12 protein-coding genes are annotated in these 13740 nt (G+C 38.9%); 3 read left to right on the forward strand and 9 right to left on the reverse strand.

What is annotated here, in order from left to right; all coding sequences use genetic code 11:
* Nucleotides 1-32: 32 nt before the first annotated feature.
* The 5 genes from GZ63_RS0104040 to GZ63_RS0104060 form a co-directional block, all read right to left on the reverse strand.
* Complete coding sequence (locus GZ63_RS0104040) at nt 33-1337, reverse strand: aspartate aminotransferase family protein (RefSeq protein ID WP_029267135.1); 1305 nt, start codon at nt 1335-1337, stop codon at nt 33-35.
* Nucleotides 1338-1354: 17 nt separating this feature from the next.
* On the reverse strand, nt 1355-2683 hold the full coding sequence (locus tag GZ63_RS0104045; RefSeq protein WP_029267137.1) for a sigma 54-interacting transcriptional regulator: 1329 nt from the start codon (nt 2681-2683) through the stop codon (nt 1355-1357).
* Between the two features lie 184 nt (nt 2684-2867).
* Complete coding sequence (locus GZ63_RS0104050) at nt 2868-4121, reverse strand: YeeE/YedE family protein (RefSeq protein ID WP_029267139.1); 1254 nt, start codon at nt 4119-4121, stop codon at nt 2868-2870.
* Between the two features lie 255 nt (nt 4122-4376).
* A complete protein-coding gene (locus GZ63_RS17805; protein ID WP_198020899.1) occupies nt 4377-4547 on the reverse strand; it encodes a hypothetical protein in 171 nt (56 codons plus the stop codon).
* Nucleotides 4548-4661: 114 nt separating this feature from the next.
* Nucleotides 4662-5159, reverse strand: a complete 498-nt coding sequence (locus GZ63_RS0104060) for a PTS sugar transporter subunit IIA (RefSeq protein ID WP_029267142.1) — start codon at nt 5157-5159, stop codon at nt 4662-4664.
* A 227-nt stretch (nt 5160-5386) separates the two neighbouring features.
* On the opposite strand from GZ63_RS0104060, the gene GZ63_RS0104065 reads away from it, so the two are divergent.
* Nucleotides 5387-6337 carry an aminoimidazole riboside kinase gene (locus GZ63_RS0104065; protein WP_198020900.1) on the forward strand — a complete coding sequence of 317 codons (951 nt, stop codon included), beginning with the start codon at nt 5387-5389 and terminating at the stop codon, nt 6335-6337.
* A 42-nt stretch (nt 6338-6379) separates the two neighbouring features.
* On the opposite strand, the gene copZ is transcribed toward GZ63_RS0104065, so the two are convergent.
* From copZ to GZ63_RS0104085, 4 genes are all read right to left on the reverse strand, one after another.
* Entirely contained in the window at nt 6380-6586 is a 207-nt protein-coding gene (gene copZ / locus GZ63_RS0104070; protein WP_029267146.1) for a copper chaperone CopZ, read from the reverse strand.
* A gap of 25 nt (nt 6587-6611) precedes the next feature.
* A complete protein-coding gene (locus GZ63_RS0104075; protein ID WP_029267148.1) occupies nt 6612-8996 on the reverse strand; it encodes a heavy metal translocating P-type ATPase in 2385 nt (794 codons plus the stop codon).
* A gap of 32 nt (nt 8997-9028) precedes the next feature.
* On the reverse strand, nt 9029-9331 hold the full coding sequence (locus tag GZ63_RS0104080; protein WP_029267150.1) for a metal-sensing transcriptional repressor: 303 nt from the start codon (nt 9329-9331) through the stop codon (nt 9029-9031).
* A 199-nt stretch (nt 9332-9530) separates the two neighbouring features.
* The gene (locus GZ63_RS0104085; RefSeq protein WP_029267152.1) at nt 9531-10715 is read right to left on the reverse strand and encodes a DHH family phosphoesterase; all 1185 of its coding nucleotides are present in this window, start codon (nt 10713-10715) and stop codon (nt 9531-9533) included.
* Nucleotides 10716-10924: 209 nt separating this feature from the next.
* On the opposite strand from GZ63_RS0104085, the gene GZ63_RS0104090 reads away from it, so the two are divergent.
* The gene (locus tag GZ63_RS0104090; protein WP_029267157.1) at nt 10925-11794 is read left to right on the forward strand and encodes an ATP-binding protein; all 870 of its coding nucleotides are present in this window, start codon (nt 10925-10927) and stop codon (nt 11792-11794) included.
* Between the two features lie 15 nt (nt 11795-11809).
* On the forward strand, nt 11810-13729 hold the full coding sequence (locus tag GZ63_RS0104095; RefSeq protein ID WP_029267159.1) for a vWA domain-containing protein: 1920 nt from the start codon (nt 11810-11812) through the stop codon (nt 13727-13729).
* The last annotated feature ends 11 nt before the right edge of the window (nt 13730-13740 follow it).

The following is a 13740-nucleotide window of genomic DNA, read 5'->3' on the forward strand; positions in this document are numbered from 1 at the left end:
ATCAATCCCCCCTTTTTTAAAAAATGGCAAATTTACAATGACTCCAATACTTCTTCAAGCACATCTAGTCCCCGGTCCATTTGTTCTTTGGTAATAACAAGCGGTGGAATCATTCGGATTACTTCACCTGCGTTTCCACAAATATAAAATAGAACGCCTTTTTCCAAGCATTCATTTAATACCTTCATCACAGCGTCACCATCCGGATTTCCTGTTTCCGGATTTCGAAGTTCGATACCAATCATTAAGCCAACACCGCGAACATCTGCAATAACCGGATAATTTTCCTTCATTTGCTGTAGTCTCTCGAGGGCATACGCTCCTATGTTCGTCGCATTTTCAAGAAGATTTTCTTCCTTGATCACATTTAGAGATGCTCTTGCAGCTGCACAAGCGATCGGATTACCGCCAAATGTTGTCGCATGCGCACCAAGTGGCCACTTTTCCATTAATTCTTTCGAAGCTACTGTTGCACCAAGTGGCAGTCCAGCTGCAATTCCTTTTGCAATTGCCATAATATCAGGTGTTACATCAAAGGTGTGTGAAGCAAACCAATTTCCAGTACGGCCAAATCCGGTTTGTACCTCATCAAAAATAAGCAATATGCCATGACGATCACAGATTTCCCTGATTTTCTTCAGCCATGCTTTCGGTGGAATAATATATCCGCCTTCACCAAGAACAGGCTCTAAAATCATACAAGCAACTTCTTCTGGATCCACTTGATGTTTAAATAACGTCTCCGCTTCCTTCTCTAATTTTTCCGGAAAATAAACTTCTGGATCCACTCCGTCTGGACATTCTTCTGGGTGTGCATAAGGGAGTTGATACGTCAGCCATGCAGGTTGCTGGTATTTCCGGTACTTACTTTTTGATGTGGAAACGCTAAGTGCACCGATAGTACGTCCGTGAAAACAGCCGGTAAAAGAAATAACATAAGGGCGCTTTGTCACATGTTTTGCTAGTTTTAATGCTCCTTCAATGGCTTCTGTACCACTATTTCCAAAGAAAAAGTTATCGAGTTTTCCAGGAAGTACCGCTTGAAGTTCCTCTGCTAACTTTAAAATAGGTTCATAGATAATGACACCTGAAGGACCATGAACTAAATGATCCGCACTATCTTTAATTGCTTGTACTACTTTAGGGTGCCTATGACCGACATTTTCCACTGCTATCCCTGATGTGAAATCAAGGTATTCCTTGCCATCTGTTCCATAGTAATAACATCCTTCTGCCTTGACTACCGGTAGATTCGGATGATCCTTTGCCATCCCCGGTGCAAGGAAATTACCAATTGAATCTACTAATGCTTCCCAGTTTTTTTGTTTTTGTTCCATCTTCTCCATCCTCCTGATCAATCAAAATACTTTTTGAGTTTTCTTACTACCGACGCTTGACTAATTCCCAGATAATCCGCCATTTCCGTTGTTGTTTTATATTGCTTTTGTGCTTTCAGCAAAACTTCCTTTTCCACTTTTTCCAAAATTGCGGGTAAAGGATGTCCTTCCATTTCAATCGAATCAATCCCCACATGCTGCTGTATATATTCCGCGGGTAAATCATCCTCCGTTATCATGGCTAATTCGCTTTGAACGACTAAACGCTCCATCAGATTCTTAACTTCCATAAAATTTCTTTCCCATCGCATATAAAGCAACGAATGGAATAATGGATCGGATAGTTTTTTATTTTGTTGGTACATCCCGTTATACTTTTCAAGATAGATTTCAAACGCCTTCCTTAAATCTTCCGGTCGTTCCCTAAGTGGCAAAACGTGAATAGGCACGACATGTAAATAATAAAATAAATCTTCCCGAAACTGTTTGGCTGCCATTAAATCCTCCAACGATTGTTCTGCTGCAGTAATTATTCTGAAGTTTCCATTTGTCCGCTGCAACTCCTTTAATAAAGTTGTCTGAGAAGCTAATGATAACTCGTCTATTCCTTGTAAATATAAGGTACCCGACTGGGCCATCTGCAGAAATCCAATTTTCTTTGTTCCCTCCGCGTCCAGTCCGCCAATGAGTTCCCTCTTAAAAAGAGCATCTGGTATAATACCGCAATCAACGGTGACAAATGGACCGGCCTTTTTTGTACTTTGTTTGTGAATAATTTTTGCAAGTGCTGTTTTTCCTACACCGCTTTCCCCCTCAAGAACGACTGATACTTGCAGCGGAGCGATTTTATCAATCATTTTTAAAATTTGTTTCATTGATTTACTCTCGCAAATAAAACCTTCTACATGTAAACTTTCCTTCCGCAGTAAAGCAAGTTCTTCCTTTACAGTTGACATTTCATCCTCGAATTCAGCTAAATATTCCTGCATTAAACGTAATTCTGATACGTCATAGGAATAACTGATCACAAACTCGACTTCCTGGAATTCATTAAACAATGGAATCCCGGTAATAAGTACCTTTCGATTATTAGAGGCGATTTGCACAATGGCTACCTTCTTTTTCTGCTTCAGAACAAGAGGTGTAATCGCAGGGGTGAAAATGCCCTTTGATTCTAATTCATAGACGGATTGTCCGAGCAATTCTTCCGCTGACAAATCATAATATAGCCCGCTTTTACGTGTTACCTTTATAATCGTTCCGTCGCGTTTGGTAACAATAATATCCTCGTCATAGGACTCAATGATTTCTTCTTCTGAATTAGGTAATAGATATAAGCTTTGCAACAAATCACCTCCTAATTATTTAGAAATGCATAATTATGTAATGTTGTATAATAATTATACATAACTGAATATTCAAATGCAATATTGTTTCCTATCTTCTGTTTTTTTATCTTATTAGTGCGCAAAAAAATACGACGCATTCTCCTAAATGGCGCCGTATCCTTATTATTATAAAATTGATTGATTAGCAAAACGAATCGTTCGGGCTTGGATTTTTAAGTCCAAAGATTTTGCGGAAGTATAATCCGAAATAAGATCCTGCGAGTGCCATAACCATCCATACCCAACCATGTAAACTAAATGAAGCAATTCCGCCGAAATAGGCACCAATATTACAACCAAATGCAAGTCTTGCACCATATCCCATTAACAACCCGCCGATAATGGATGAAATAGCTACACCAGTTTTTATTTTTCCCGGTTTGAAATTACCTTGAAAAGAGGCAGCAATAAACGCACCAAGTATTATTCCAAAATTCATGACGCTGGTAGAATCGGCCAAAACAGTTTCCCGAAGTGCCTCTGTATTACCTTCCCAAAAAGACCAATTGGCAACATTGACCCCAAATAATTGCAAAAATTTAGATCCCCAAAGTGAAAAAGCTGAAGTAATTCCCCACGGCTGACCTCGTATAGCAAGTGTAAAAGCATTAAGTAGAGCAAGTACAACACCAGCTGTAACGAGCGGCCAAGCGCCACGCCATAATTTCTTGAATCCACTTGTAGTAGCCAACGGCTTCATTTGAGGAGGATTTTTCTTTTTAGCAATTTTATCTGTAATTACATAAATGCTAATAAATATGAGGAACTGAAGTCCCCAACCTCCAAAATAGCCAAGTCTAGTTGATTCTGCTAATGAGATTGGTGGAAGTGATGGGAGATTAAGCCAAAAACCAAGATGGTAAGCCCCTATGACGGAACCTACTATAAAGCTAAGCAAAGTTAAAACCATCGAAGACTTTCCACCACCAAAATTATATAATGTCCCGGAAGCACACCCATTTCCCATTTGCATTCCTATTCCAAATAAAAAAGAACCAACAATAATACTAATGCCAACAGGAGACACATAACCATTTGGGGTGATGCCTGTAAAACTAAAGCCACTGGATAGTATAATTGCAAATAGTGTTGAAGTAACAGCCAGCATGATCATGTGAGCCTGCAAGCCTTGTACATTTCCTACAGAAATTAATCTTCTAAAAGCTGAGGTGAAACCAAAACGCGCGTGTAACAATGTAACCCCTAACGCTATCCCGATTAGATACAAAAAACCTTGTGTATAAGTTGAATAAATTAAAATGGATAAATATAATATGACAGCCGCTACCAACCCAATCCATACGAAAGGCTTTTGAACAGGAGCAAGAGCCGTTTCAATCGTTGTGGATTGTTTTGGCTTATTCCACTGATATCCTTTATAAGCTTCTGGTACCATATTATCCCTCTAATCCCTATTTATTTACTATGCTTTATTACTGCAATTATTTTAATATATTTTCTTGGTTTTGTAAATAGATGGATCGGAGGAAAAAGGAAAGCATCTATATCCAGAAATACCCCTTTATATGCTTCCATGTCAGTGACGGATGAAAACTTACTGTAGCAATTCATAAGAAAGAATAAAAAGAGACAGCAGAATACGACGAGGAATTCTGCTGTCTTCTTTAAACATAAATGATGTTTAACCTGTCTATTTATTTTCCCGACTATCTTCTACCATTTTCTTAAGTTCTTGTTGTCCTTTTCGAACAGATTCCATTTCTTTTTCTAACGCCTCTAGGCGATCCATCATTGGCTTTAGTGATTCCTGAAGCATTTTTTGCAGCCGGAGTGATTTTTCATTTTGAGTTGTTTCCATCATCATCTGCTCCTTCTTTTTTATTACCCTTATAATAAAAGGATAATACATCCGAGAACCAAAAAGAAGTATTATGGGTACTTCTTTAAAAAACGTTCACAATTTCCTTTTATCTACTTATTTGCTTTTCACCGTGAGAATTACATTCTCTCCCGCAGCAACTGTTTGTTTAGCCTCCGCGTGAATCTCACTCATATCGTTTGTATTTGTAATGATGATCGGGATAATCGTCCCCGTCGCTTTTTCTTCAATCATTTTAGTATCAAAGGAAACAAGCTTATCCCCTTTTTTCACGCGATCCCCTTCATGGATATGGGCGGTAAAACCTTCTCCTTTTAAGTTTACAGTATCAAGACCAATATGAATTAAAATTTCTACACCATTTGCCCCGCGGATGCCAATCGCATGTTTTGTTTCAGATAATTGAATAATTTCTCCGTCAAGCGGAGCTGTCACAACATCATTTGCAGGATGAATCGCAACGCCATCTCCCATCATTTTTTGTGCGAAAACAGGGTCTGGCACTTCTTCCAGCGGAACAAGTTCGCCATCCACCGGTGCATATAATACAATATCTTTATCCTTTTCTTTTTTCTTAAAAAATTTGCCAAGCATTGTTATCCATCCAATCGTTTTTAAGATTTATCCACTTATTCGGCAAAGCTAATTCAACGATCCTTCAAAAACCGTTAATATTCATCGAATAACATCGTTTTGTTATTCAATTTTAGTATAATACAAATAATAATTGAGTTCCATTGGCTACTACGCTTGCTTCCTGTATGTTATATTATGGAACATATATCATAGCAAGAATTGAAGCTTTCATAGGGGGAATTATCATGCAGCATGGTGTGATCACACTTGGCGAAGCATTAATCGATTTTATTCCAACAGATTATTCCAATACCACGTATATCAAAAGCCCAGGAGGAGCTCCTGCCAATGTTGCTGTTGGAGTTGCAAGGCTTGGGGAACGATCAACATTTTTAGGTAAAGTCGGTGATGATGTTTTAGGAAAATTTTTAAAAGAAACATTGCGTGCACACCATGTTCATACGGATCAGCTTTCTTTTACTGCTGATCATCGAACTGGTCTTGTTTTTGTAACGAATGACGTTGACGGGGAGAGAAACTTTGATTTTTATATAAATCCAAGTGCAGATCATTTTCTTCAAAAAGCAGATATCGATACAAAAAACGTAATCAGTCATAAAATCCTTCATTTCGGATCCATTTCCCTAATCCGCCAACCAGCGAAAGAGGCTACGGAACATGCTGTCAAGCTAGCAAGAGAAAATCGAATGGTTATTTCCTTTGATCCGAATTTACGCTCAACACTTTGGGAAAAAGAAGAAGACGCACGTACAACGATCATCTCGATGTTAGATCAAGTAGATATTTTAAAATTGTCTGAAGAAGAGCTTACTTTTCTTACAGGTAAACAATTCATAAAAGAAGGAATTGAAATGCTCGAGGTCTACGATATTCGACTGATCATCGTGACAATGGGAGCAAATGGCTGTTATGTACATACACAAGAAGGGGATGCGCATGTTCCCGCAATGAACGTCAAAGCCATGGATACAACTGGGGCTGGTGATGCATTTATGTCAGGGATCTTGTATTCAATCAGTATTGCTGACGCAGAAGTAGATAAGCTCCGGATCAAAGATGTAGTAAAAATGGCCGAATTTGCATCTATATCGGGCGCTTTAGCCGCTTCAACGAAGGGAGCAATGACTGCACTGCCGACGTTAGGAGAAGTAAATAGTCATTTTAAAAAACAATAGAAGGGACCGATAAGCTTGTCCCTTCTAAATTCATTCTTTCTATTAAGATTCAACATCATATCCTTGGTCTTCAATCGCTTCCCGCATATCTTCCAATGATACTTTTCCTTCCTTATATTTAACATCTACCTTGCCATTGTCCAAATGTACTTTTACTTTTGATACTCCTTTGATTTCCTCTAAGGCTCCTTTTACTGCAGATTCACAATGACCACATGTCATCCCTTTTACATTCAATGTAGTTTGCATTTTTATTTTCCCCTTTCTATCTTTTTTATACTTTAACTCGTTTCAATCGAAGAGAGTTGGATACAACACTGACGGAACTAAATGCCATGGCTGCTCCTGCTATCCATGGTGCGAGTAAGCCAAGAGCTGCGATTGGGATCCCTGCACTATTATATGCGAATGCCCAGAATAAATTTTGTCGAATGTTTTTAATCGTAGCATGACTTAATTTGATCGCTTTTGGTATCAGTAATAGTTCTCCTCCAAGGATGGTAACATCAGCCGCTTCAATCGCAACTTCCGTACCTGTTCCAATTGCAATACCAATATCTGCGGTTGCCAGTGCAGGTGCATCATTAATGCCATCACCAACCATCGCTACTTTTTTTCCTTGTTGCTGGATCTCTTTCACTTTATCCGCCTTTTCTTCCGGCAAAACTTGCGCAATAACATGATCAATACCTACCTGTTTGGCGATTGTTCGTGCAGTTCGGTCATTATCTCCTGTCAGCATAATGACTTCAAGGCCATCATCTTTTAATTGTTGGATCGCTTGATGAGCTGTCTCTTTTTTCGTATCTGCTACAGCAATAATCCCGCGGAATTTCCCGTTGACTGCGATCAGCATTGCTGTTTTTCCTTCTGTTTCGTAATCAACTAATTTTTTCTCAGTCATTGTTACATCAATCTTATTTTCTTTCATTAGGTTTCTTGTACCGACTAATACCTGCTTTCCTTTTATGACCGCTTTAATGCCCCGACCGGGTATTGCAGTAAATGCATCCACATCAACGATCGCTATTCCTTTTTCCTTTGCAAATGTGACGATAGCTTCCGCTAATGCATGCTCAGACCTATTTTCCGCACTCGCTAATAATTGTAAGGTTTGATCATCTCCAGTATAATCGGTCACTTCAGGTTTCCCATTCGTAATCGTCCCAGTTTTATCAAAGATGATTGCATCCAATTGGTGTGTACGTTCTAAATGTTCTCCACCTTTAAATAAAATCCCATTTTCTGCGGCTTTTCCCGTCCCAACCATAATGGAAGTTGGGGTAGCTAAGCCTAATGCACATGGACATGCGATCACAAGCACGGCTATTGCTGCAATGAGAGAAGTTTCTATATTTCCAGGTGTTACAAACACAAGCCAAATAATATAGGTCACAAAAGCAATACCGACAACAATGGGAACAAAATAACCGGAAATCACATCTGCTAATCGCTGAATCGGCGCTTTGGAACCTTGGGCATCTTCAACAGCTTTTACAATCGATGCGAGAGCTGTGTCCTTTCCAACCCTTGTCGCTTTCATTTCAATCGTTCCATTTTTGTTTAAGGTTGAACCAATGACATTTGCTTCTATATCTTTTTCAATCGGAATCGATTCACCCGTAATCATGGATTCGTCAACAGCTGTTCTTCCTTTCACTACAATACCATCTACAGGGATCTTTTCTCCCGGTTTTACCATTATAAGGTCTCCCACGATCACGTCCTCAATAGGAATCATTACTTCTTCTCCATCACGAATTACCCGCGCTTGTTTTACTTGAAGATTAAGCAATTTGGATATAGCAACCGTTGTTCTGCTCTTTGCGCTCGTTTCTAAATACTTTCCAAATAAAATGAGCGTAATTAAAATGGCACTCGTCTCAAAATATAAGTGAGGTACATAAACTGGATTCCCTATCGTTTTATATGCTTCATATAAACTATAAAAGTATGCAGCGCTGGTCCCGAGCGTAACGAGCACATCCATGTTTGCTCCGCCACTTCGCAAACTTTTATATGCACCTTTGTAGAACTGCCATCCAATGATAAATTGGATTGGTGTTGCTAGCGCAAATTGGAACCACGGATTCATAAAGAGAGATGGAAGATGAATACCAAGTAAATGATCCAGCATTGTAACCAAAAGAGGCAGTGATAATAGAGCTGAGATAAGAAGCTTTCGCTGCATTTGTTTTATCTCTTTCTCTTTGTGTGTCAGCTTCTCTTCTTTGCTCGCTTTTGGTTGAGCATCATAGCCAAGCTTTTGGATTTTACCGATCAGATCGGATTCCTGCACCATCTCCGGATTGTATTCGATTTGAGCTGATTCATTCGTCAGATTCACAGTTGCTTGTTTAATTCCTTCCTGCTTATTTAGCACTTTTTCAATTCGGGACGAACAGGCGGCACACGTCATTCCAATCACATCAAATTCAGCTTTCTCCGTTTGGACCCCGTACCCTATTTTTTCGATTCGTTGACTGATATCCTGTACAGATGTCGTCTCAGGATCATAATCTACATTCGCTTTTTCTGTCGTTAGATTAACCTGGGCTTCCACACCCTCCATTTTATTTAAAACCTTTTCCACTCTTGCGGAACAGGCTGCACAGGTCATACCAGTTACCCCTAGCGTAATATGCTTCTTTTTACGCATTTGCCTCGCCTTACTCACTTGCCTCCCCCCCCTTATTTCGAAAACTGCTTAATGACTTCGATTAATTCTTCAATCGCTTCATTTCCTTCTCCGGTCTTTATTGCTTCACTTACACAGTGTTTTGTATGACGCTCCATCAGGGAAAATCCGACTTTTTTTAATGCCGCATTAATCGCACTAATTTGTACTAATATATCTACACAATATCGGTCTTCCTCGACCATTTTTTGAATTCCGCGCACTTGTCCTTCAATCCGCTTCAGACGATTGATAACTTTTTGTTTTTCATCTTCGGTTCTGGGAGTTACCGGGTGATCATGTAAGTATTCCCCCAAATGAATCACTCCTTTCCTCTTCTAATTATACTATACCCCCCACATGTATATTGTGCAAGTGATTCATTTGTCTATATCGTTACTTATTTCATGATTCATCGTATAAAGTCCTGCTCACACCTATTATTTCTAGGATAAAACAAGTTAAAACAAAAACCACACGATATGCTTTATGGAGCACATCGTGTGATTTTTAGGTTTATTTCTTTTTCTTTTTGACTTCTTCCATTAAATATTCTATAAATTCTTCATCTCTTACTAGCCACGCTGCATCATTTCGCTTTAAAAACTTTTCGCCCTCATCAAAACTTATAAAGGTCTTATCTATTTTCTCTTTATTATGTTCAATCCCCCAGTCACACTCATTTAGTGGAAAAAGGAGAAATATATCCCCTGTACGATTTTTATAAAGAGATCCAAATGTGGACTGTTTCAAATTATACCGATTTCGTTTAGCATCTTCATGCAATGGTCTAAGTGGAAACGTTTCTTTCACAAAACGCTTATATGCTTCATCCGTCATGGAGCAGCCGGCAGCTTTCGCATGACCGCCTCCACCAAAATAGCTGGCTACCTCTGATACATCAACATGGTCATGAATGGTTCTGAATCCTACCCGTTTTCCTCCGATATTTAAAATAGCAATATAATCCAAGTGCGGACATTCTTTGCCAAGTTCATTTCCAAGTTCCGAGTGATAGGATTCTGCATATACTACGCCTGCATAATGATCACCGATTAGCTTTTGAACTAATTGGCGTCTTTTCCGGCGAATATAGCGTTCTATTTTGCGATCTTCCATATCCAAAAGCTTCTCTTCAAATGCATCAAAGGAGAACGGTTCATCTTCCCTTAACCGGTTGATCATTTTTTCTTCAAATTCATCAATGGAAATGAGGAAAAAGAGTGTGTTGAGTCTTCGTGCTTGCTGATTATCATTTTTCTCCCACTCCCACGTATCATACTGCCTAACGAGCTCTACAAAATCATCCTTCGCATCGGATGGATCAAGATGCTTATGTTTTACAAGATAATCATAAAATAAAGAAGTTGCTGAAGTTAAATTTCCGCTTTCATCCTCGACGACAACAGATCCCCATTCATAATCATTAAATGAAAGCGAGGTTTTATGATGATCAATCAGCTGTACATTTCCACCAGTTTGAGAAAAAGCTTCCATCCTTTTTGTATTCTCTTCATTCACAGACAGATCGGTAATAAATAGGAATGTTTCCTTATCTTCATGTTCGAAAAACCACTCCACTTCCCGGTCTAGACCGGAAACAGAGTTGTAACGCACCTTCACCTGATTGCCAAAGGCAAGCTTTGCTAAAATACCACATCCTACCCCATCCAGATCGTTATGGGATAATAATTTGTACATCGGAATCACCTCAAAAGATAGTATGGTTTTTAATGTAGAAAATTATTGTGAAAAGACGTTAATATTTTGAGGATATCTATCTACATCTACACGATCACTTTCGTATATTCCTATATTAACAGACATCTTCTCTGTTTGAAAAACACCCAATCGTTGCCATCTATCTATATAACATTTACAATATTTCTAGAAAGGAGCTAGCCATAACTATGAACTACAATTTACCAGAAAATATCGTTGAAATTTTAAATAAAAACCAAAGAACACAGGATAGTACACACAATAACCTCATCCGAGAGGACGGATATGTCCCGCCAACCAACGAGCTATTTATTGATGCTATTACCGCTCTAAGCATGGGGAAAAATATATTATTAAAGGGACCAACAGGTGCAGGAAAGACAAAGTTGGCAGAAACACTATCCCATTTATTCCATCAGCCAATGTTCAGTATTAACTGTTCTGTGGATTTAGATGCTGAAAGCCTAATGGGTTTTAAAACCTTAGCTTATGAAGATGAAAAACAAGTGATAAAATTTGTTCCCGGTCCTGTAACGAGTGCGATGAAAGACGGAAGTTTTCTATATATCGATGAAATAAATATGGCCAAGCCAGAAACACTGCCACTTATTAATGGAACGCTCGACTACCGGAGAACAGTTACGAATCCATTTACAAATGAAGTCATTACTGCGAAAAAAGGATTTAATGTGATAGCGGCAATCAATGAAGGATATATTGGTACTGTACCTCTAAACGAAGCACTAAAGAATCGCTTTATCGTGATTGACGTTCCTTATCTTCAAGGTGACCAACTAAAAGAATTGATCAAGAGCAATACAAGATTAACAGATAAAACGATGATTGATCTGTTTACCACATTATCAGCAGACTTAATTCATGCAGTAGATCAAGGAAAACTAGCTGAAGACGCAGCTTCGATTCGTGCTTTGCTTGATGCTTGTGATTTAAGTGTTGTCATTCCCCCAAAACGCGCTATTTTGCGTTCTATTATTGATAAGCTGGAAGAGGACCGAGAAAAAGAATTTGTGGAAAACTTAGCTGAAACGTTGTTCTAGAAAGGAGAATTAGGGATGAAGTATAACCGGTGGGTGGATACCAAAATCGACACGAATCTTTACAGGCAATTACAAGATTTAACCACTGTCTTATCCGGTCAGCCTGATTTACTATTCGAATATTCCTACGGCTCCTATATGGACATCGTGAATGGTAAAGTGACCGGAAGCCGGCTGTGGGATGTTGAGAAGCACCAGATCAGGGAATCCGGCTATAAGACAGACGTATTTCTACGCACCATCGGAACAATGTATTATTCATCCGTACCAGACTTAAAAATGTATGCGGATAAACGGAATCATTCCATGCTTCCGAAGTTTTCTTCCCAATTGTTTACGTTGCTCGAAGATTTGCGTCTTGAAGATCTGATAAAAAAAGTTCGCCCTGGCACGGAAAAGGATTTCTCCATCCGCAATCATTTTATGCGACATTATTTTGAAACACAATTAGCAACAAACGTCACACGAAGCTATACACTAAGTGAATTATTTTGTCTGATCTCACTTACACTGTACGCCAATCAGCCAGATCCGTATTTTCCAAAAGCAAATGAAGGGCGATTAAACCTGCTAGAAAAACTAAAGCCATCTATTTATTCCGCCTTTGAGGCAAAAAATACCAAAGATATAATACATATCGTCGAGCACATCGTCCTTCAGACCGAACTGTATGAAGAAGAAGATATGATTAATGACTATTTTGTTTTCCCAATCGCATATTTGGGAACATTAGAAGAAAATACACTTTTTGATGAATTAACCCGAACAGATAAACTGGCAAACGAGGATAAAGAGGAGATCGATGAGGATAATAATGAATATATGGACCAGCGTTTTTCAACCTGGCACAGAGAAAATCAAAATAGCGATAGAAAACAAAATTTTCTTCAGTTTGAAATGGAAGTTGGAACGAAAACAAATCTCATGGGTGGTGGAACAAGAGAAACCGATGATGCTGATCAAGCAATGGGTACCGTTCAAGGTGCATCAGGGAAAAGTGACAAAAATGACTACTCGGAACTCGAATCGCTTGAGCGCGAGACAAACAAGGATGCTTCAAAGGGAGACAGCCCTTACGGAGAAGAAAATAAAGACGCCATTGCTATACGAAAAGAAGCACATCCCCCTTCAAAAGCAGATAAAGAAGTTTACCATGCATATGCTTCGGATATTGAGGCAGCAAAACGCAAACTTGCAACAACCATTAAGAAAACACTAGAACATAAAATGAATGCACCAAGGAAGGATTTAGTAATTGGCCGTCTTTCCAAAAAGTTAATGCCACTTGTGATTGACGAAAACCCGAGAGTATTTTATAAAAAAAGTGAGGAATCAAATGAGATCGATGCTGTTTTCACCTTACTTGTAGACTGTTCCGCTTCCATGCATAATAAAATGGAAGAAACAAAGCGTGGTATTGTCCTTTTTCACGAAGTTTTAAAACAATTGAAAATTCCTCACTCCATCGTAGGCTTTTGGGAAGATGCCAATGAAGTAAAGAAAAATTATCAGCCAAACTATTTTCATTTGATTCATACGCATGCAGACTTTCCTTCTCAAACAAGCGGAGCGAAAATCATGCAGCTGGAGCCAGAGGAAGATAACCGCGATGGTTTCAGCATTCGTATCATGACGGAAGATCTCGCAAAAAGAAGAGAGAAACATAAATTTTTACTCGTATTTTCAGACGGAGAACCAGCTGCTGCAAATTATGACCAAAATGGGATTGTGGATACAAATATTGCCGTTACAGAAGCTCGAAATAAAGGAATTGACGTCGTCGGCATGTTTCTGGCTGACGGTGAAATTGATGAACAAGATGATACAACCATGAAAAATATTTACGGAAAAGAGCGCGTTATGATACCAAATGTCTCAGAGCTTCCGGAACATTTTGCACCAATTTTGAAGAAATTGCTGTTTAAATCTATATAAATTTTCAAGAG

Origin of the sequence: Virgibacillus alimentarius (assembly GCF_000709085.1) — a bacterium.
Taxonomy (GTDB): Bacteria; Bacillota; Bacilli; order Bacillales; family Amphibacillaceae; genus Virgibacillus_B; species Virgibacillus_B alimentarius.